23 protein-coding genes are annotated in these 20089 nt (G+C 67.9%); 5 read left to right on the top strand and 18 right to left on the bottom strand.

Features of this window, described 5'->3' with window-relative positions:
* Nucleotides 1-107: 107 nt before the first annotated feature.
* Both ACQ393_RS17045 and ACQ393_RS17040 read right to left on the bottom strand, forming a co-directional pair.
* A complete protein-coding gene (locus ACQ393_RS17045; RefSeq protein WP_430648056.1) occupies nt 108-803 on the bottom strand; it encodes a PH domain-containing protein in 696 nt (231 codons plus the stop codon).
* 10 nt (nt 804-813) lie between these two features.
* Nucleotides 814-978, bottom strand: a complete 165-nt coding sequence (locus tag ACQ393_RS17040; protein ID WP_430648055.1) for a hypothetical protein — start codon at nt 976-978, stop codon at nt 814-816.
* Nucleotides 979-1153: 175 nt separating this feature from the next.
* Between ACQ393_RS17040 and ACQ393_RS17035 the strand changes: the two genes are divergently transcribed.
* Both ACQ393_RS17035 and ACQ393_RS17030 read left to right on the top strand, forming a co-directional pair.
* Nucleotides 1154-2173, top strand: coding sequence for a LacI family DNA-binding transcriptional regulator (locus ACQ393_RS17035; protein WP_430648054.1), 1020 nt, complete (start codon nt 1154-1156; stop codon nt 2171-2173).
* A gap of 91 nt (nt 2174-2264) precedes the next feature.
* Nucleotides 2265-2753: a YajQ family cyclic di-GMP-binding protein gene (locus ACQ393_RS17030; protein WP_155053383.1), complete on the top strand. Its 489-nt coding sequence runs from the start codon at nt 2265-2267 to the stop codon at nt 2751-2753.
* A gap of 48 nt (nt 2754-2801) precedes the next feature.
* Here ACQ393_RS17030 and ACQ393_RS17025 read toward each other — a convergent pair whose 3' ends face one another.
* The 12 genes from ACQ393_RS17025 to ACQ393_RS16970 all read right to left on the bottom strand — a co-directional run bounded on the left by ACQ393_RS17025 (nt 2802) and on the right by ACQ393_RS16970 (nt 12708).
* Complete coding sequence (locus tag ACQ393_RS17025; RefSeq protein ID WP_155053384.1) at nt 2802-3101, bottom strand: HigA family addiction module antitoxin; 300 nt, start codon at nt 3099-3101, stop codon at nt 2802-2804.
* Nucleotides 3102-3113: 12 nt separating this feature from the next.
* Nucleotides 3114-3395, bottom strand: a complete 282-nt coding sequence (locus ACQ393_RS17020; RefSeq protein WP_328289341.1) for a type II toxin-antitoxin system RelE/ParE family toxin — start codon at nt 3393-3395, stop codon at nt 3114-3116.
* Nucleotides 3396-3471: 76 nt separating this feature from the next.
* Complete coding sequence (locus ACQ393_RS17015; RefSeq protein WP_430648053.1) at nt 3472-4527, bottom strand: alpha/beta hydrolase; 1056 nt, start codon at nt 4525-4527, stop codon at nt 3472-3474.
* 42 nt (nt 4528-4569) lie between these two features.
* Nucleotides 4570-5439, bottom strand: coding sequence for a type II secretion system F family protein (locus ACQ393_RS17010; protein WP_430648051.1), 870 nt, complete (start codon nt 5437-5439; stop codon nt 4570-4572).
* Between the two features lie 9 nt (nt 5440-5448).
* Complete coding sequence (locus ACQ393_RS17005) at nt 5449-6402, bottom strand: type II secretion system F family protein (protein ID WP_430648049.1); 954 nt, start codon at nt 6400-6402, stop codon at nt 5449-5451.
* Nucleotides 6399-7934 carry a CpaF family protein gene (locus tag ACQ393_RS17000; protein WP_430648048.1) on the bottom strand — a complete coding sequence of 512 codons (1536 nt, stop codon included), beginning with the start codon at nt 7932-7934 and terminating at the stop codon, nt 6399-6401. The genes ACQ393_RS17005 and ACQ393_RS17000 overlap by 4 nt, the downstream gene beginning before the upstream one ends.
* Nucleotides 7931-9259: an AAA family ATPase gene (locus tag ACQ393_RS16995; protein WP_430648047.1), complete on the bottom strand. Its 1329-nt coding sequence runs from the start codon at nt 9257-9259 to the stop codon at nt 7931-7933. Before ACQ393_RS16995 ends, ACQ393_RS17000 begins: the two co-directional genes overlap by 4 nt.
* A 77-nt stretch (nt 9260-9336) precedes the next feature.
* Nucleotides 9337-10092, bottom strand: coding sequence for a Flp pilus assembly protein CpaB (cpaB, locus tag ACQ393_RS16990; RefSeq protein ID WP_430648046.1), 756 nt, complete (start codon nt 10090-10092; stop codon nt 9337-9339).
* A 28-nt stretch (nt 10093-10120) separates the two neighbouring features.
* Nucleotides 10121-11128 carry a pilus assembly protein TadG-related protein gene (locus ACQ393_RS16985; RefSeq protein WP_430648045.1) on the bottom strand — a complete coding sequence of 336 codons (1008 nt, stop codon included), beginning with the start codon at nt 11126-11128 and terminating at the stop codon, nt 10121-10123.
* Nucleotides 11116-11520 (bottom strand): TadE/TadG family type IV pilus assembly protein, encoded by a 405-nt coding sequence (locus ACQ393_RS16980; protein ID WP_430648078.1) that lies wholly within the window; start codon nt 11518-11520, stop codon nt 11116-11118. Before ACQ393_RS16980 ends, ACQ393_RS16985 begins: the two co-directional genes overlap by 13 nt.
* Nucleotides 11521-11596: 76 nt before the next feature.
* Nucleotides 11597-11791, bottom strand: a complete 195-nt coding sequence (locus ACQ393_RS16975) for a Flp family type IVb pilin (RefSeq protein ID WP_430648044.1) — start codon at nt 11789-11791, stop codon at nt 11597-11599.
* A 257-nt stretch (nt 11792-12048) separates the two neighbouring features.
* On the bottom strand, nt 12049-12708 hold the full coding sequence (locus tag ACQ393_RS16970; RefSeq protein WP_430648043.1) for a prepilin peptidase: 660 nt from the start codon (nt 12706-12708) through the stop codon (nt 12049-12051).
* A gap of 84 nt (nt 12709-12792) precedes the next feature.
* Here ACQ393_RS16970 and ACQ393_RS16965 point away from each other — a divergent pair, with 84 nt between their 5' ends.
* A complete protein-coding gene (locus ACQ393_RS16965) occupies nt 12793-13113 on the top strand; it encodes a hypothetical protein (protein ID WP_430648042.1) in 321 nt (106 codons plus the stop codon).
* A gap of 34 nt (nt 13114-13147) precedes the next feature.
* Here the strand turns inward: ACQ393_RS16965 and ACQ393_RS16960 are convergent, their stop codons facing one another.
* Nucleotides 13148-14098, bottom strand: coding sequence for a DUF1214 domain-containing protein (locus ACQ393_RS16960; RefSeq protein WP_430648041.1), 951 nt, complete (start codon nt 14096-14098; stop codon nt 13148-13150).
* A gap of 171 nt (nt 14099-14269) precedes the next feature.
* Between ACQ393_RS16960 and ACQ393_RS16955 the strand changes: the two genes are divergently transcribed.
* Complete coding sequence (locus ACQ393_RS16955) at nt 14270-14965, top strand: DUF998 domain-containing protein (RefSeq protein ID WP_430648040.1); 696 nt, start codon at nt 14270-14272, stop codon at nt 14963-14965.
* Nucleotides 14966-15096: 131 nt separating this feature from the next.
* On the opposite strand, the gene ACQ393_RS16950 is transcribed toward ACQ393_RS16955, so the two are convergent.
* Nucleotides 15097-15372, bottom strand: a complete 276-nt coding sequence (locus tag ACQ393_RS16950; RefSeq protein ID WP_430648039.1) for a DUF6504 family protein — start codon at nt 15370-15372, stop codon at nt 15097-15099.
* Nucleotides 15373-15563: 191 nt separating this feature from the next.
* Between ACQ393_RS16950 and ACQ393_RS16945 the strand changes: the two genes are divergently transcribed.
* Entirely contained in the window at nt 15564-17321 is a 1758-nt protein-coding gene (locus tag ACQ393_RS16945) for a DUF222 domain-containing protein (RefSeq protein WP_430648038.1), read from the top strand.
* A 124-nt stretch (nt 17322-17445) separates the two neighbouring features.
* On the opposite strand, the gene ACQ393_RS16940 is transcribed toward ACQ393_RS16945, so the two are convergent.
* On the bottom strand, nt 17446-18825 hold the full coding sequence (locus ACQ393_RS16940; RefSeq protein ID WP_430648037.1) for an FAD-dependent oxidoreductase: 1380 nt from the start codon (nt 18823-18825) through the stop codon (nt 17446-17448).
* A 37-nt stretch (nt 18826-18862) separates the two neighbouring features.
* The gene (locus tag ACQ393_RS16935) at nt 18863-19981 is read right to left on the bottom strand and encodes a polyprenyl synthetase family protein (protein ID WP_430648036.1); all 1119 of its coding nucleotides are present in this window, start codon (nt 19979-19981) and stop codon (nt 18863-18865) included.
* Nucleotides 19982-20089 lie beyond the last annotated feature (108 nt).

Here is a 20089-nt window from a genome sequence, read left to right as displayed (position 1 = left end):
TAACTCGCCGAACGCCCGACCACGTTCTTCACATGACCGGGGGCCACACAAGGATACCCGCGGTCGGCCGATGGGAGAAATCGAGGCGGATGGCGCGGCCGCGCGCCTCAGAGTCGCTGGATCGGGACGGTGTCGTTGGGCCCGAGGCCGTCGGGCCGGTCGCTGCTCGCGGAGCCGCCGGAACCGCCGGAACCGACGCGCGGCGCCGAACCGGACGCCGCGCCGGCGGCCGAGGCGCCAGCCGAGGCGCCCGGCGAGCCACCCATGGGCGCGCCCGTCGCCCGGTTCAACGGACCGCGGAGGCCCGCCCGCGCGATGACGCGCTGGATCGTCAGGTCGCGCTCGTTCGGTGCGCCGACGTACCGGATCTCGTTCAGGCCCTGGTTCTGCGCGGCCGACTCGAACACGAAGTGCCCGAAGCCGAAGATGCGCCCCACGACCGGCCGGTGCACCGAGATGTCGAGGATTCGCGCGAGCGGCATCGTCGCGATGTTCTGCGTCAGGATGCCGTGCACCCGGAACACGCGCATGTTCGTGATGACGAACCGGTCCATCTGCGCCTGCAGGATGCGCCACAGGCACCAGCAGGCGAGTCCGATGGCGAGCACCGCGGGCAGCCACCACGCCTGCGACGGCACGACGAACATGAGCAGCAGCAGGGGCACGGATGCCACGAGCCCGAGCACCGGCTTGACGATCGCCGCCCAGTGCTTGGCGACCTCGTCCACCACGACCTCGCCCTCGTCGGCGATGAGGAACCGCTCGACGTGGGGGTCGAAGATGCTGCGGGCGTCGGTGCTCACGGGTGCTCCGTCAGGAAGCGAGCGACGTGAAGAAGGTGCCGACGGCCTCGACGGCGCCCCAGACGGCGGCGAACGCGCCCTGGACGGCGTTCGCGGCATCCTCGGGCCTGGTGATCGTGTAGAACAGGGCGAATCCGACGACCAGCCCGATGGCGATGCGCTTGACCCACTTCACGGCGGTGATCCCTTCGGGTAACGGTGGGTGTGGGCAAGCCGGCCCCCAGAAGGCCCGCCCCGGACCCGCCCCTTTCTACCGCACGCCGAGGGGTTCGCGCATTCGCCACTCCGCGCGGCGATAGGATCGGCAGGCCCGCTCCGCGCCCAGGCGGACGGCGTCGAACGAGGGTTCCATGGTCGGCATCGATGAGGTGGCCAAGCTCGCGGGGGTCTCCACCGCGACGGTCTCGCGCGCCCTGAGCGGCCGCGGCCACGTCTCCCCCGCCTCCAAGGCCAAGGTCGTGGATGCCGCGGCTCAGCTGGGCTACGTGGTGTCGTCGAACGCGTCGAGCCTGGCGTCCGGTCGCACGCGCAACGTCGGCGTCGTGATCCCGTTCCTCAACCGCTGGTTCTTCTCCTCGGTGCTCGAGGGCGCGCAGCAGGCGCTGCTCCGGCACGGCTACGACGTCACGTTGTACAACCTGTCGGGCGACGGCCGCGAACGGTCGAGCGTGTTCGAGCACTTCCTGCTGCGGCAGCGGGTCGACGCCGTCGTCGCCGTGTCGCTCGAGCTGACCGAGCACGAGGTGCAACGCCTGCACGACCTGCGCAAGCCGCTCGTCGGCGTCGGCGGTCCGATCCCGGGCGTCCGCACGCTCACGATCGACGACGCCGCGGTCGCCCGGCTCGCGACCGAGCACCTCATCGCGCTCGGGCACCGGCGCATCGCCCACATCGGCGGCGACCTCGAGTTCGACCTCGACTTCCACCTGCCCACGAACCGCCGCCTCGGCTACGAGGCCGCGCTGCGCGACGCGGGCGTCGAGCCCGATCCGCGCATCTTCGCGCCCGCCGACTTCACGATCCAGGGCGGCTACCACGCCGCGAAGCAGCTGCTCGGCGTGCCGCACGACCGCCCGACGGCGATCTTCGCGGCGTCCGACGAGATGGCGATCGGCTCGATCCTCGCCGCGCGCGACCTCGGCATGGTCGTGCCGCGCGACGTCTCGATCATCGGCATCGACGACTACGACCTGTCCGACTTCTTCGGCCTCTCGACGGTGGCGCAGTTCCCGCGCGGCCAGGGCGAGCAGGCGGTCGAGATCCTCATGGAACAGCTCGAACCCGGTCCGGATGCCGCGCCGCCGGCCGCGACTCCCCTGCCGTTCGAGCTGCGCGTCCGCTCCTCCACGGCGGTCCCGCCGGAGCGCTGACGCACCGCCGCGCGCGGCGCCGAGCTGGGCGCGACTGGCGACGCCGGCGCGAGCCGTGGCATCCGCTCACCCCCTCGCTAGACTGGCCCGCATGGCTGATTCGACGTTCGACATCGTGAGCAAGGTCGACAAGATGGAGGCGGAGAACGCCGTCAACCAGGCCCGGAAGGAGGTCGAGCAGCGCTACGACTTCAAGGGCGTGGGGGCGTCGGTCGAGTGGTCGGGCGAGAAGATCCTGCTGAAGGCCTCGACCGACGAGCGCGTCAAGGCGGTGCTCGACGTGGTGCAGTCGAAGTTCATCAAGCGCGGCATCTCGCTGAAATCGCTCGACTCGGGCGAGCCCTACCCGTCGGGCAAGGAGTTCCGCATCGAGATCGCCCTGAAGAACGGCATCGACCAGGAGCACGCGAAGAAGATCGGCAAGCTCATCCGCGACGAGGCGCCGAAGACGGTCAAGTCGCAGATCCAGGGCGACGAGCTCCGCGTCTCGTCGAAGAGCCGCGACGACCTGCAGGAGACCATCCGCCTGCTGAAGGCCGCCGACCTCGACGTCGACCTCCAGTTCGTCAACTTCCGCTGACGCGCGCTTCCCGGTTCGAGGGCGAGCGGATGTCGCGCTACGGCGTCTTCACGCGCTGGCGACGAGCGGCGTGATCGCGTCCAGTTCGCTCTGATGCGCCGCTCGCTCGACGTCGAGGTCGTATCGATTCTGAAGGTTGAGCCAGAACCGTTCGCTCGTCCCGAGCGCGCGCGAGAGCCTCAGCGCTGTGTCGGGCGTGATGGCCCGCTTGCCGTGGACGATCTCGTTGATCCGACGCGGCGGAACTCCGACGGTGAGCGCGAGACGGTACTGGCTGATCCCGAGCGGCTCGAGGAACTCCTCGAGCAGGATCTCTCCTGGGTGGATGGGGTCGTGTGCGGTCGTCATCACATCACCTCCTCAGTGGTAGTCGACGATCTCGACGTCCTCGGCTCCCGTCGAGGTCCAACGGAAGCAGATCCGGTATTGGTCGTTCACTCGTATGCTGTGTTGTCCGGCACGATCTCCGCGGAGCGCCTCAAGGCGATTTCCCGGTGGCACGCGGAGGTCATTCAGTTCATCGGCTGCCTCGATCAGGAGGAGTTTCCGATGTGCCATCCGCTGCAGATCGTGGCCGAACCTCGCCACTCGCTCGCGGTCGAACACCTTCCGGGTCGCGTCATCTGCGAACGAACGGATCACACCACCAATAGTAACGCGCCGCGCTAATATCGCCAAGCGTTATTACTCCGTCAGCGTGACAGCGGGTCTGCCTCATTCATGACCGAGGCCCGTACCCCTCCAGCCACCGCGTCACCGCCGCGTACGCGGCCGCCCGCGCCGGCTCCCGCGACAGGAACACGTCGTGCAGCGCCCCGTCGATGCGCGCGACCGTGACGTTCGGCCCGAGCTTCAGCGACTGGCGCGCGATCTCGTCGACGACGAGCACGATGTCCGACGTGAGCATCGCGTCATCCCACGTCGCCTGCAGCACCGACCGCCCGGAGATGAGGGTCAGCACGGGCGCTCCCACGTCGATGCCGGCGGCGACGGTCGCGTGCCCGGCGAGGATCGCGGTCAGCCAGGCCGGATGCGTGCGGAACCCGCGGTCGGGCCGCCACGCGTGGTCGTACTCCCACTCCCCGTCGAGCTCCTTCGCGACCGACCGCGTGTAGAACCCGAGGTCGACGTTCGGCAGCGGCCCCATGGGGTCGAGCCGCGCGCGGAACCCGATGACCGGCTGGATCGCCTGCCGCCCGATCCCGCTCAGCTGGAACTCCAGCCACGGACTGTTCAGCACGAGCGCCGCGGCCCGCCCGGGGTTGCGCGCCGCCCACAGGCTGAGCGTCAGCCCGCCCGTCGAGTGCCCGACGAGAATCAACGGCCGAGCGGATGCCTCCGGCCCGCCCTCGCGCGCGATGACGCCGAGCGCGGCCTCGATGTCCTCGTCGTACACGGCAAGGTCGGTCATGTACCCGGGCGTCTGCCACTCCCGCAGGCTCCGCCCGTACTTCCGCAGGTCGAGCGCGTAGAACCGCGCCCCCGCATCGCTCCAGAACCGCGCCAGCTCCCGATTGAAGAAGTAGTCGCTCCACCCGTGCACGAACAGCACATCGCACCCGGATGCCGCCGGCCGCCGCGGCAGCTCGGTGTCGCGTTCCCACGGCCAGCGCCACCGGCGCCGAGCGGATGCCGCGCGCTCGCCGCTCGTGTCGACGGCGTGCCGCACGAGCGTCGCGACAACCTCGCCTTCGTCGTCAGCCTCGAGCGGCAGGTCGAGCTGCTCGAACCCGGGCCCGAGCACGTCGGGCCGCCACTCGGCTGCATCCCCCATGCGGACCCCCTCGGGGCCAGCCTACGGAACGAAGTGGACTGGTCAGGAGAAGGCCTTGATGAGACCTAGGACCGCCGGGAACAGCAGAACGATGAACAGGACCGGGAGGATCGCGAACACGAGGGGGAAGACGACCTTGATCGGCACCTTCATGGCTGATTCTTCGGCGCGCTGGCGTCGCCGGATCCGCATCTCGCCAGCCTGCACGCGAAGGACGTCCGCGATCGCAATACCGTAGCGATCGGCCTGCTGTACCGCACGGATGAACCGCTTGAGGTCGTCGCAATCCGTGCGCGCCAGGAGAGCGGAATATGCGTCCGTGCGTGAACGCCCGATCGACATGTCTTGGAGAGTCCGGATGAGTTCCTCCGCGAGCGGACCGCGGCCACCCTGAGCCGCTCTGGCCATCGCTCCCTCGAATCCCAAACCGGCCTCGACCGCGATAGTCATCTGGTCGAGCGTGTCAGGGAGCGCAAGCAGGATGGCCTTCTGTCGGTCGTCGGCGCGGCTCGTCAGGATGACTTCCGGCAGCAAGAAGAACAGCACCGCGAAAAGCAGCCCGATGATCTTTCCGACCATGTTGGGTGCTGCGAGAAAGCTCATCAACCCGATGAGAAACGCGAGAGCGGTGACAACCACGCGGATCACCAGAAAGCCTCCGACAGACCATCGGCCGGCCATCCCGGCGTGGATGATCTTCCGCTGGACCCAGCCGACATAACCGGCAGGCATGACTGCCCGCAGCGTCTCGGCGAACGTCCTGCGTTCGACGCGCTGGAGCTCGGCCTCGGTTGTGGGTGCCACCACCGCTACAACATCTGACTTGACGGGTATCGCGCGAACAATGAGGTAGACGAGTACGCCGATGCCGAGCGAGACCGCAGTGATGGCGAGGATGGGAAGTAGTGTCATCGCGTTGCCTCAGAACTTCACGCGGACGGCGAAGACCATCCATACGGTGCCGACGATCATGAGCAGTACGGCGACTGCCAATGCAAGCCACCCGAGCAACGTCTCGAAGAATGGCGCAAGATACTCAGGGCGCACCACAACCACGAACGCGAAGACAACGATCGGCAGCGCGATGAGGATGATCGCCGAGAGCCGGCCCTCTGCACTTAGAGCCTTGACCTGTCGTCGAATCTGATTGCGTTCCCGGATGGTCGCGGCGGTTCGCTGGAGCGTCTCGGCGAGATTTCCACCGGTCTCACGGTTCACGGCTATCGCCTGCGCCGCCCAATCGAAGTCCGCTGATTCCATGCGCGCGGCCGTGTTCGCGAGCGCGACATCAAGATCACGTCCGATTCGCACCTCATTCACGATCCGTGAGAACTCCTCGGACGTAGGCGGGTCGGCGTACCGTGCAACCGAGTCGATCGCTTGAGTGAGGCCATGGCCGGCCCGGAGGTTACCGGACACCAGTGTCAGTGTGTCATCGAGTTGATCCGCAAACTTCGCGCGGCGGCCCGCCGTTCGAACGGTCAGGTACAAGTGCGCGATGAGCGGAGCGAGCAGAGCGAAAACGACACCCCAGAACACCGCAGCCCAACTGCCGAACCCAACAATGACACCCAGCAGGGCGAGGACCGATGCCATGGAAAAGACGACGAGGACAAACGCAGAGGGCGTCATCCGGATGCCGGCGAGTTCGAGACGCTCTTCTCCGAAAAGGGTTCGGTCACGTCGCGACATGACGGCCTCGATCGTCTCAACCGTCTTGTCCGTCGCCTTGGTCAGCGGAGACACATACTCCTCGCCGGGCGCAAGCCTGCGCTGGACCGCAACGCGCCGCGCCGGTGGCACGATGACGAGGAACACCAACGCGAGTAGCGCAATCAGGCCGAGCAGAACGCCCGCGATCAGCAGGGCGTTCATCCAACCTCTCCCAATATGGCGCGGTCGCGAGGTTCGTAGCGGAAGATGCTCGCGGGCACCTCGATCCCAAGATCATTGAAGTGGTCGACGAATCGCGGCCTCACGCCTGTAGAGACCGCGTGGCCCCTGAATCGACCCTCCTCATCGACACCAGCGGCATAGTCGAACGCGAAGGCATCCTGGAGGGTAATGACATCGCCCTCCATTCCCTGAACCTCGGTGATGCTCGTCACACGTCGGGTTCCATCGCGGAGCCGTGTGATTTGAACGATGATGTCGATCGCCGAGGAGATCTGCTCACGGATAGCCCGGAGAGGCAGATCCATTCCTGCCATGAGAACAAGCGTCTCAAGCCGCGCAAGGGCGTCGCGCGGCGAGTTGGCGTGAATCGTCGAGATCGAACCCTCATGACCGGTGTTCATCGCCTGGAGCATGTCGAGGCTCTCACCACCACGAACCTCACCGATGACGATCCGGTCGGGTCGCATGCGAAGCGAGTTGCGGACGAGGTCGCGGATAGTTATCTCGCCCCGGCCCTCGATGTTCGCCGGGCGAGACTCGAGTCGGACCACATGCTCTTGTTGCAGTTGGAGCTCGACGGCGTCCTCGATGGTGATAATGCGCTCGTCCCCAGGGATGAAGGCAGAGAGCACGTTCAGCAGCGTCGTCTTGCCGGTGCCCGTTCCGCCGGAGACGAGGATATTGAGCTTGGCACGCACGGACGCGTCGAGAAGGGTCGCCATTTCGCGAGTCAGCGTGTCGAACCCGACGAGGTCATCGACGCCGAAGGGTGTGCGCGAGAACTTCCTGATCGTCAGCGACGAACCGTCGACCGCCAATGGCGGGATGATCGCGTTGACGCGGGAGCCATCCGCGAGCCGCGCGTCGACCAGAGGCGAGGACTCGTCGATGCGGCGGCCGACACGCGACACGATACGCTCAATGACGCGCCGGAGTTGAGCCTCGCTCGTGAATCGGCTTCGCGATTCGTACAGGCGACCCGCCCGCTCGACGAAGATCTGGTTGAAGCGATTGACCATGATCTCTGTCACGGCAGCGTCGTCGAGAAGCGGCTCCAGAGGACCGAACCCGAGCACGTCCGCACCGATTTCGGTGATGAGACGGTTGCGTTCGCCGCTGGTCAGTGCGACCTGCTCGGACTCGACAATCCGACCGAGCTCCTCGCGCGCGAGCGCATGAAGCCGTTCCTCGGTCAGCGACGGATCATTCAATCGGGCGCCGATCCGGCGGAAGAGCTCCTCCGCCGCTCGCTCCTTCAGCTCGACCAGCGCGTCCGTCGGCCCGTCTGGCTCGACCGGGCCGGCGAGAGCGTTCCAGGTACTGGTGTGCTCCTCAGCATGCACATCGGCTGGCATGTCGGAAATCTCTTCGGCACCATCGGACGTGGGGACCACATCGCTTGCGGCAGACTCAGAGATCGAACCGTCATCGAGGGTGAGGGGATTGGCAGATATGCCTGCGGCTGCTCGATGTGCACCGCGTGCACGCTCGAGGCGATCACTCAGACTCATTGGGTCCTCGCTTTCCTGTGGATGCGTCGGCGAGTGGGGACAGCTGAGGGATCGATGCGTTGCACGACCGCGCGGAACGCCTTGGCGGCCGGGTCGCGAACGTCGTGGTGAATGAGCGGAGCGCCCTCGTTGGACGCCAGCACGACCGCAGTGGAGCGCGGCACCAGCACGTCGATCGGTGTGCCGATGATTGCCTGGACGTCCTTGGTGACAAGCCCCGTGTTCTTCTCCACGAAGTTGACTACGACATGCCGGTTGTTCGGCACGAGGCTGAGCGCGAGGAGCAACTCGAATTCCTTACGCAGTGCACGAAGGCTCGGAACGGTCATGTTCGAGACGAATACGCCGTCGGTGGCGTGCTCGAGCGCCGTCAGCGTGTGGTCTGGTAGGCCGGGTGTTGTGTCGACGATCACATACCGGAACATTCTCGCCAGGCGATCGAGAAGTGCACCAAGGGCGTCAGTGGCGATCGCGTCGGCGAGCTCGGGCGAGGGCGGCGCGGCGATGACGAAGAAGTCATCATCGTGGTGAGTCAGAAGCGCCTTGAGTCCGACTTCGTCAGCTCCCGTTCGCACGACGTCCGCGAGGGAGTACTGCGGATGCAAATCGAGCGCGTTTGCGATGTCGCCGAACTGCACATCGGCGTCGACGAGTACGACAGAGTTCGGCTCAACTTCGGCGAGCCCCGCAGCGAGGTTGATCGCCGTCGTGGTTTTCCCCTGACCGCCCTTTGGCGCCGCAACGACGATGACCTCGCTTCGCACGTTCTCGGCCATCGGAGGCAGGACCCACTCCGACTCAGCGGGCTCGGGCTCGGGCTCAGGCGCGGCCGCCAACTCTGATTCGACATCGATCGCGGCCACGCCGTGCGCTGCATCCAGATCCTCGTTACCACTAGATGTGTTGGCGTAGGGCGTGCTCGGCTCGAAGTCGGCTCGACGAATCTCCGGGCCGAGCAGCGCGAACACCCCGGCGATGTCAGCCTGCTCGGCTTCGACTGCCTGCTCCGCCTCGGTTACCGGCTGCAGTCGCCCCGAGGACACGAGCCAGCCGTCGAGCCGCGCGAGCAGGGCCTCGGTCGTCGCATCGGACGCCTCCGGGCTGAGGACCGCGTGAATCTCCATGCCGTCGACCCAATCTTCGAGGTCGGAGCGTTGCTCGCGCACCACGATGACCCCGATGCCCGGCCACCGTGCGGCGAGCTTCTCGCTCAGGTGCTTGGTCTCTTCGAAGCTCAGGAGCGGCCCGAGCAGCGCGATTCGTGGTGCCGAGGCGAGCCGGCGCATCGCTGACTCGACGCCAAAGGTCAGGTACTCGCCGGGCACGGTCTGGAGGCGGCCGCGAAGAAGCCGGCGGAGTCGAGTCTCATACTCCGCGCTGCGACTGACCAGCAGATACCGCGTCACTGGAATGCGGCGTTTCCATCGACCGGGGAGGTGCCACTGTTGTCGGTCGCCTCGTTCTCCAATGTGAGCCACATCTGGGCATAGTCGGCGGCCTCACCTTCGGTGAACCACACCCAGCGTTCGATGTCGTGCGCAGAGAGTGCAATCGTCAGCATGATCGCCGAGTCCGAACTCTGGTCTGTCTCCTCGCCTGTCTCCGGGTCAACGCCTACCACGCCCTGCACTCTCGTAACGAGGACGCCGTGGAACGCGAAGCTCGAGATCGGGTTGACTACGTCTTCCTGATCTCCAACCTCGTCAGGGTCGATCGTGCCGACGAGGCCAATCTTGTCACCGGGAGCGACTTGGCCACCTACGACCCGGTCGGCGGGGAGCGTGAACGACATGAGCTGCATGCCCTCAGGAACAGCAACGCCGCCGGCAACCGCATCGGCGGGATCGACGAATCGCGCCTGCCGCAGCACATCGCCCGGCAGCAAGTCGGCCGATGTGACGAGCCCGTCCAGGTCGCCCAGGTCGGTCACTGCATCTTCCGGCACCGCATTTCGTGGCAGTTCATCGACCGCGAGCGACTCTCGCACTGTCTCACTCGGCGTCCCCTGCGGGACTGGCTCAGTCACGACGTAGGCCTCGACAAGCTCCGCTCCGCGGGACGCCCGCGCATCTGCGCCAGCGACGTACAGGTAGATCGCGACACCTCCCGCGACGGCGAGCACGATGGCAAGGATCGCACCGATGATTCGGGTCTTCATGTGCTGCTTTCTGTAGGGTGCTTGGCGTTCAGCCGATCAGGGCAGTTCGCTCGTTGTCGGTCAGGATCATTCGCACGACGCTGAGGCTGCTGGAGTCGCCGTCCCCGAGCTCGAAACTGTCGTCAATGGCCACATACTTCACAAACTCGCCCTGCAGGCATCCGGCCTTGCACGCCGGCGCAGACTTGTCGATATGCGTGAATGATGTGAGCTTGCCTCCGGTCAGGCGAAAGGCCGCGAACTTGGCAATGCGGTAGCACTCCTTCGTGGGCGTGGCGATCGGAGCCTCAGTGCAGCTCTTCTTGACGTACTTGAACGAATCGAAGATTGGGATCAGGATGACGCTGTCGAGGAGCGGCGTGAAGTCGTCCTTCGGATTGCATCCTGACGAACCGCCACCCATTCCGCTCTCGCCCAGATGCCAGAGTTCCCCATCACTGAGGTCGAAGTGGACGAAGCAGTCCGCGGCATCCAACCACCCGAATCCGCCGGGATTGTCCGTGACGTTCGGACAATCGGCGCGTGCCTTAACCCCGAGCTCGATTGCGAGCATCTCGCCGGGCTCAGCGCCCTCAAACTCGCAGCTACCGAACCCGACAGGGAGCACCCCGCCGGCAATCGGGGTGCCCCACTCCGCGGAGCCAGAAGCGAATACGTTGCTGGCGTCGTCGCCGACGATCAGCTGAGCGAGCATGTGGTCGACCCCGGTATTCGCGGTCACGGTGACCGTGTTGTCCGACGTGCTGATGCTCGGAGCATCAGCAGCTGGCTCGCGGAAGATCGCCGCGTTGTCGTCAACGTACTGCTGGGCGAGCACTGTGGACCCAGCCCCGCAGGCGGACTCATCTCGAGCGCAGGAGGCAGCAACGGCCAGTGCCGCAGCGTCGACGCCGTTCTGCAACTGAGCACGCTCGGCATAAAGCGCTCCGACGTCGATCGCGATCGCGCCAGCACCGAGGAGCGGGATTATTGCAAAGGCGACGACGGTCGCGGTCGCGCCCCGCTCGGCGCGCAGTCCACGAATCAACCTCCGCATGGTGTCACTCCTCTTCCAGTGAGGCTGATGGCCTCGAGGCCGGGCACCCAAGTCTCGAGGCCGGTGATCGTGTCGAGCGCAAGCGTAACCACGACGGTGGCGTCGCCGGGCCCAGTCTCCGGGCAGACGGTGGGTGTTGTGATAACGGGCGTACCAACCAGGGTCGATGCGGCATTCGTCGCGGCGCTCACTGCGTCGCCGGTGTCGCGTGTGATCGCCAGCACCCGTGAACCTTCGCGGGCAGCATTTGTGACGGTGAGTTGCTGATTGAAGATGTAACCGAACTCGATGATTCCGAGCAGGATCAAGATAAGCGGGAGGAGCACCAGCGCGAACTCGACCGCCGAAGCACCCCGCTCGTTGCGTCCATCGGACCTGCGCCTGTCACGCATCCGCACTCGCTCTCCCATCGATACTTGGGTGCGCGACCGCGGTAGCGGTCGCGCACCCAGAGCACTTCAGCAGCTGCTATCCAGTCGCGCCGCCGAGCCCGGTCGTCACGTCGTCGAAGACGCCCGCAATCGCAGCGCCAAGGAACCCGAGAGCCGTAATGATACCGAGGGCGACGAGCGCGAGGATAAGACCGTACTCGGCCGCGTTGCCATCCTCGTCGGTGCGGAGCTGCGCGAGGCGAGCCTGAGCCTTCGTGTAGAGCTTGAGCATGAGTGACACCCTTCGGGTCGATCAGAATCTTTGGGGGTGCCGCCCACGGTCGCAAGCGGCCCGACGAAGGTATCGATACAAACGAATCGGCCGCTATGCCCCACTTCGGGGCACCCTCTGATTGGGGACAGGCAGGGGTACAAACGTGACCTTCGCGTAACGCAATGTCTGCCATCCGAGTGCTACAGTCCGCTTTTCGGGGGACACGGCGCGTCACGTCAGGGGACAGAGGGAAACCGTCCGCGATCGAGCGATCCTCAGCGCACGAGAATCAGCAGCGCCAGCACGGCTCCGGCCAGCATCGACGGTCCGAATGGAATCGATCCGCGCAACGTCACCCGCCGCAGCGCCAGCGCCACGATCGCCACGATTCCGCCGACGAGGAACGCGCCCATCAGCCCCGCGGCCCACATCACCCAACCGAACCATCCGAGCGCCAACCCGAGCGGCAGCGCGAACTTCACGTCGCCCATGCCCATCGCCTTCGGCGAGATCAACGCGAGCACGAAGTAGAAGAGGAACATGCCGGCGGAGCCGGCGGCCGCCCAAGCGAGCGCGAGCCACTCCCCCGTGAGGGCGGATGCGGGGACGAGCAGCACCGCGACCGCGAGCAGGGTCGGGAAGACCATAGCGTTCGGGAGGCGCTTCTCGGTGAGGTCGACGATCGAGAGGGCGACGCCGGCGGCGGCGAGCGCGAGGAGGGCCGGCAGCACGGGGTCGAGGCCGTAGCGCCAGGCGAGCAGTCCGAACAGCAGGGCGGTCGTGCCCGCCGACCAGGCGCGCAGGGCGCGCAGCGGCATCCGCTCGGTTGGATCGCGACGGATGTTGCGGTCGGCCCAGGCGGCGAGCGGCCACCAGCCGAGCACGGCGCCGAGGAGGGCGGCCCCGACGACGAGGGCGACGGGGGCGAGGGGCATGGAGTGCAGCGTAGCGCGGCGCGCGCCGCGCGCGCGGCGTAGGCTCCCTCGCGAAGGCAGCGACCGCGCCGACAGGGGGATGACATGGATGACGTGCAGGCGACCTACGACGCCGTGGCGAACGAACTGCTCCAAGACGCCGACTACGACGTGGATGCCACGCCCGACGGGCTGCTCGTGAAGGGCAGGCTGTTCGCGTTCCTCGACGGCGGGCAGCTCGTGGTCGACCTGCCGGCGGCGCGGTCGTCCGACTTGCAGCAGCGCGGCATCGCGGAGCCGTTCCACTCAACGCGGGGCGGCGACAGCCGAACCTGGGTGCGCGTCAGCGACCGCGAACTCTGGTCGGAGCTGGCGCGCGAGGCGCACGAGTTCGTCGGTGAGCCGCCGGTCGGGCGGCAGTCGTAGGCCTGCTGCCCGAACCCCTCAGCGATCGATCGGGTCAGCCGCCGAACTCGACCACGTCGGGCAGCGTGTACTCACGGGCGAGCACGCTCTCCGCCGGCCGGTAGATGCGGAACAGGAAGTTCCAGCCCTCGGTGATGTCGAGCCGGTTCGGCTTGTCGCCGACGATCTCCTCCGAACTGAAGTAGACGGTGAACGTGCCATCGTCGTTGAGCTGCGTCGTCGCCGGGCTGAGCGTCGCGTTGTCCGAGTGGAAGAACGCGTCGTCACCGTAGACGGCGATCGACCAGAACGCGTCGCACGGCGGCACCGAGTAGGTGGCGGTGTAGGCCTTCGTCGCGTCGACCGGACCGGTGTAGTTGATGTAGACGGCCTCGTTCTCGGGGAACAGGCCCCACGCGCCGGCGACGGCGAGGTGGCGGGTCGCCTCGTCGACCTCGCCGCGGCGGCCCATCCATCCCGACGGGTACTGGGTGTAGGTGCGGAACTCCTGCTCGTATTGGGCCCGGAGCGCGAACATCGAGTCGTAGTCCCAGTCGGCCGGCACGAAGTCCTCCGCACTCGCCGCGTCGATCTCGAAGCGGTGCAGCACCTCGACGACGTGCGCGATCTCCTCCTCATCGCGCATGTCGTGCAGTTCGACGCGCGGCACGGCGACGCAGTACCTGGTGGGCGAGTCGATCTCGTGCCACCCCGGCTCGTGGAAGACATCGACGGTGTAGTGATCGTTGTCGATCACCATCAGCGAGACGTAGCGTCCGTCGGTGACCTCGGGCACGAAGACCCTGGCTCCCTCGGCGGTGTCGATCACGCCGCCGCCGTAGAGCGTGTCGCGGTTCATCCGCACGACTGGCTGCTCGTCGGTCGGCACCGGCCGCGAGATCAGGTAGAACTCGTTCACCTTCCCGCCGGCGCGCTGCTGGAACACCGCGAAGCGGCCGTCCACCTCCGCGCGGATGTAGGTCTCGGGCGTCACGGTCGTTGCCATCGGATCTCCCCCTCGTCGGCGATGCTCCCCCATCGTAGAACGGAGAGGTGTCTACGAATCGAGCGGGTCCGGCCGTCGGTTGGGACGAGTTCCGGCCCGATGTCGATTTCCGCCCGTGCCGTTCGACGTACGAGATGAAGGCGACATCCGTCTCGACACGAAAGGCAGATCATGAGCACCTCGACCTCCGACACCCCGACCACCTTCGACCGGTCGGCCGCGATCACCCGCAGCATGCTCGGCTGGGGCGTGGTCGCGGGCCCGTTCTACCTCGTCGTCGGCCTCGCGCTCGCGCTCACGCGGCCCGGGTTCGACCTCGGCCGGCACGCGCTCTCGCTCCTGATGCTCGGCGAGTGGGGATGGCTGCAGCGCGCGAACCTCGCAATCGCGGGCGTCATGACGATCGTCGCCGCGCTCGGGATGATCCGAGCCATCCGAAATGGGCGCGGCCTCGCGCTCGGCGTGCTCACGTCGGTGTACGGCGGGGCGCTCGTGCTCAGCGCGGTCTTCGCACCCGACCCGATGGGCGGCTTCCCCGCGGGCGAAGCGGATGGCACGGCCAGCCTCAGCGGCATCCTGCACCTGGTGTTCGGGGCCGTCGGGTTCGCGGCCGTCGCAGCGGCGGCGTTCGCGTATGCCGGGTGGAGCCGGCGCGTCCGGGCCCCGAAGCGCGCGGCGCTCGGGATCGTGCTCGGCGTCGTCGTCCTCGCCGGGTTCTTCGGCGGAGCGGCGCTGTCGACGAGCGCGGCCGGCGTGGGGCTGCTGTGGCTGGCGGTCGTCGCGGCGTGGACGTGGCTCGCGGTCGCGTCGGCGCACGTGTACACGAAGGCGCCGCATCCGCTCGGGTCGTCACGTGCAGCGCGGTGAGCGTTCAGGCATCCAGTTGGTGGCGTCACGCAGCGATCCCGTCGGCGACATCGCCGACGGGGTCGTCCCTCTCGATCCCTCCTGCAGGCGGTTCTCCCTGAAGCGAGTGGGCTCGCCCCGCCGATCCGACCTCACGCATACGTCGCTTCGGCGACCCAGCCGGCGGGTGCGAGGCGCAGGTCGAAGACGAGCACGTCGTGCGACTCGGTTCGACCCGTGACACGCCAACCCGGTGGGAGCATCCCTACCGGCGGATGACTGATACCCGACGGCCATTCGGGGTTCCGGGCGAGCGCTGTCGGCGTGTCGATCACCCGATATCGCACGCCTCGGAAGACGAGCCTGGCCGGCCGGTCGGCATCGTCGAGCCAGACCGTGACGGGTTCGGCGTCACTCAGCGCGAGCATGACGACCTCCTCGACTCGAACTGATGTTCGAGAGTCTAGGCACGGATGTCGCGACACGCCAAGACGCGCTGCGTCTGGATGCACGGGGCTGAATCCGTAGTGATTCTCCGTTTCTGGCTGTGATCTGCATCGCGACGGAATCGTACATAACTTCGATTCTCAATGTCGGTGGGTGCTGCAAGGATCGACCCATGACCGATGGACGAGCGAACAGCCGGGCGGATGCCGCGGCCACGCGCGACTCGGTCGTCAACGAGTCATCACTGACCCGTGTGCGCGCCGCGGCCACGCGTGGCTCGGTCGTGCCCGCGTCGGCTCGGGCCGTCTTGTCGGGCGACGGTCCGCTCGCGTCGATCGGCGATGCGATTCGTTCGCTCGCCGTCGCGTGGGCGTGTACGGGCGGGCCTTCCGCGGGGTCGGGCGGTGAGGGCGGTGCTGGCGCAGGCGATGGTTCTGGCGCGGGCTCCGATTCCGGCGCAGGCTCCGACTCCGGCGCGAGCCCTGGCTCCGACGCGATCCCTGGCTCCGACTCCGACGCGAGGCACGTCGCCGCCGAGGCGCTCGACGACGATCGGCTCGTCGCCGTGCTGAAGGCGCTCTCGCAGGTCGAGCGCGCCGTCGAGGTCCTCAAACTGCAGTGCTCTTCGGTGGTCGCCCGACGCTCGGCCGGCGACTCCCGACACGATGGGCTCGCCGGTCGCCACGGGTTCTCGACGCCAGAACGCTTCATCGCCGCGACCACGGGATCGACCACGTCCGAAGCGGCGAAACTCGTCGCCGTCGCGTCGGCGACGACCGCGCCCGCCACGTTCGGCGACCGGGTGCGTGCGCCGCGCTACGCGCACGTCGCGTCGGCGATCGCCGACGGTCGCATCACCGTCGAGGCCGCGAACCGCATCATCGGGTTCCTCGACTCGGTGCGGATCGGAGCCGACCCCGACGCACTCGCCGATGCCGAGCTCACGCTGCTCGACCGCGTCGCCGCCGCCGGCATCGACCAGCTCGGCCGGTACACGAAGCTGCTGCGCGCCCGATTCGATCCCCACGGAGTGCAGGCGAGAGAAGAGGCACAGTGGCGCGGGCGATCGCTGCGCATCTGGCAGGACCGGCACGGCTTCACCAATCTCCACGCCCGCTTCGACGCGGCGACGGGCTCGCCGATCAGAACCGCGATCGACGCGCTCGTCTCCGCCGACCTCCACGCCGCCCGCGATGCGAAGAGCCGCCTTGCGGCACGCGAGACCGCGGCGCGGTCCGCGGCGCGCATCGCAGGCGCCGGCACCGTCGCCGCATCTGTGGCCGTCGGCGCCCCGGCGTCCGACGAACTGCCCGATGCGGCCGACCGAGCCATGATCGACGACCGCACCGTCGAGCAGATGGCGGCAGACGCGCTCGCCGACCTCGTACGCCTGGCGGGCTCAGCGGTCGACGCGCCGCCCGCGCTCGTGAACGCGTCGATCGTCGCGCGGATCGACCTCGAGTTCCTCGAATCCGAGATCGGTTACGCGACGATCGACGGGATCGACCAGCCCATCTCCCCCGCGACCGTGCGCGGGTGGGCAGCGAGCGCCGGCATCATCCCGATGGTGCTCGGCGGCGCGAGCGAAGTCCTCGACCTCGGGCGCAGCCGACGGCTCTTCACCAAGGCGCAACGCATCGCCCTCGCCGAACGCGACGCCGGGTGCGCGCACCCCGATTGCTCGAGACCACCCGCCCACACCCAGGCCCACCACCTCGCCTGGTGGGACGCCGACGACGGCCCGACCGACCTCGCCAACGGAGTACTGCTCTGCGCGTTCCATCACTGGTGCGTCCACCACGACGGGTGGCGGGTGTTCGTCGACGGCGACGGACTCGTCTGGTTCACACCACCGCCGCATCTCGACCCCGGGCAACGCCCGCGGCCCGGGCGACGCGCCGCCCGGCTCGAGCTCGACCAGGCGGCATGACGCGCGGTCGCGCGGGCGAGTCGCGCGGTCCATCTCCCGCGGCGCCTCACCGCGTCTCGATAGCGGTCTTCGCGCCCGACCCGATGGGCGGCTCGTAACGCACGCCTGGCCCCGCCGAGCTCGACTACACCTCGCCGCGGGAGATGCCCACCATCTCGTCGCGCGGCACGACCTTGATGCGCGGGCGCTCCTCGGCGGAGCCGAGGGCTTGCTCGTGCTCGTCGAGGCGGTGCCATCCGTCGAGGTCGGTCCACTGGATGCCGCGGGCCTCGAGCATCTCGACGACGGACTCCTCCGACGGCGACTCGGGCCGCCACCAGTTGCCGAGGTCGTTGATGAGGTGCTTGATGGTCTCCATGGCGTCGGACTTCGTGTGGCCGATGAGGCCGACCGGGCCGCGCTTGATCCAGCCGGTCGCGTACACGCCGTACATCTGGCGCGACTGTCCGGTCTCCTTGTCGCGGATCAGCACCTGGCCCTCGTGGTTGGGGATGACGCCGAACTTCTTGTCGAACGGAATGTGGGGCAGCGGCGAGCCGAAGTAGCCGACGGCCCGGTACAGCGCCTGGATCGGGATCTCGCGGATCTCGCCGGTGCCGACGACGCCGCCCTCGCCGTCGGGCGCGGTGCGCTCGTAGCGCAGCGCGCCCACCCGCCCGCTGCCGTCGTCGACGACCTCGAGCGGCTTGGCGAAGAAGTGCAGGTGCAGGCGACGTGAGGCCTGTCCGGTTTCGCGCTGGCGCCACTGCTGGAGCACCTTGTCGATCACGAAGACCTGCTTGTTGCCGGCGACGGCCGCGCGCGCGGCGTCGTCGTAGTCGAAGTCCTCGTCGTAGACGATCATGTCGACGTCGCGCAGCTCGCCGAGCTCGCGCAGCTCGAGCGGCGTGAACTTCACCGAAGTCGGGCCGCGCCGGCCGAACACGTGCACGTCGGTCACGGGCGACGACTTCAGCCCCTCGTAGACGTTCGCCGGGATCTCGGTCGGCAGCAGGTCCTCCGCGTGCTTCGCGAGCATGCGGGCCGCGTCGAGCGCGACGTTGCCGTTGCCGATCACGCCGACCGACTCCGCCTCGAGCGGCCACTCGCGCGGGTAGTCGGGGTGCCCGTCGTACCAGCTCACGAAGTCGGCCGCGCCGTACGAGCCCTCGAGGTCGATGCCCGGGATGTTGAGGTCGGCGTCCTTCACGGCACCCGTGGCGAAGATCACCGCGTTGTAGTGCTTCTTCAGGTCGGCGAGCGTGACGTCCTCGCCGAAGCGCACGTTGCCGAAGATGCGGATGTCGCCGCGGTCGAGCACCTCGCGGAGCGCCGTGATGATGCCCTTGATGCGCGGATGGTCGGGGGCGACGCCGTAGCGGACGAGCCCGTACGGCGCAGGGAGATGATCGAACAGGTCGATCGAGACGTCGAAGTTCCGCTCCGACTTCAGCAGGATGTCGGCGGCGTAGATGCCGGCGGGGCCGGCGCCGACGATGGCCAGTCGCAACTTGTTCCTCGTCACCGGCGGTGACCTCCTGTCGTCGATGAAGGAGCCGGGCTCAACTCGAGCGCTCCACGATGGTGTCGGCGAAGCGCGTCAGCGCCTTCTTCACGCTGCCCTCGGGCACCGGCGCGAGCGCCGCGACGGCCTCGCGCGCCCAGCGGTGCGCCTCGGCGAGCGTCGCGCGCGTCGCCTCGTGCTCGCGCAGCTCGTCGACGATCGCGTCGACGGTGGCCCGCGACGGCACGATGCGGGCCGCGAGCGTGTTGGTGTCGAACGGGTCGCCCGCCTCGTCGGCCGGTGCGGGGAGCACGTCGCGACGGATCCGGTCGAGCAGGTCGGCCGACGAGGCATCCGTCTTCGCCAGCTCTTCGAGCCGCAGCAGCGGCAGCGTCACGACGCCCGCGCGCAGGTCGGTGCCCGGAACCTTGCCGGTCTCCTCCGGCTGCGGCGACAGGTCGATCACGTCGTCGATGAGCTGGAACGCGACGCCGATCTTCTCGCCGAACTCGATGATGGGCGCCTCGAGCGCCGGGTCGGCGTTGCCGAAGATGATGCCCGACTGCGCGGCCGCCGCGATGAGCGAACCGGTCTTGTCGGCGAGCACCTGGATGTAGTGCTCGATCGGATCCTCGTCGGGGTCGGGCCCGACGGTCTCGTTCAGCTGGCCGAGCACGAGGCGCTCGAACGTGTCGGCCTGCATGCGGATGGCGCGCTCCCCGAGCTTCGCCATGAGCTGGCTCGCCCGGGCGAACAGCAGGTCGCCGGTGAGGATCGCGACCGAGTTGCCCCACACCGTCTGCGCGCTCGGCACGCCCCGACGGCGCTCGGATTCGTCCATGACGTCGTCGTGGTACAGCGAGCCCAGGTGCGTGATCTCGATCGCCATCGCCGCCGTGATCACGTCGTCGACGGTGCCGTCGCCGAGCTGCGCGGTGAGCAGCGTCAGCATGGGTCGCACGCGCTTGCCGCCCGCCTCGAGCAGGTAGCGGCTCGTGACATCCGCCACCGTGTCCGCGAAGCGGACCTGCTCGGCGAGCCCCGACTCGACGCGCTCGAGCCCGTCGTCGATGGCCCGGGCCATGGCGCGATCGGCCGCGGAGGCGAACACCCGCTCGCTGAGGCCGAGGTTGGCCGCGAGCGAGGAGGCGCGACGGACCGTGTGGCTCGGATTCACGAGCCCCAGCCTACCGAGAGGCAGCCGAGCGGATGCTGCGAGCTCGTCGAACGCGCCGGGCCCGAGTGTCCATGGCGTCGAGTGCGGCTCCGGGGCGCTCCGGCGCGC

This window comes from Agromyces sp. GXS1127 (assembly GCF_050565425.1).
GTDB lineage: Bacteria > Actinomycetota > Actinomycetes > Actinomycetales > Microbacteriaceae > Agromyces.
This window is presented reverse-complemented; position numbering and strand designations above follow the sequence as displayed.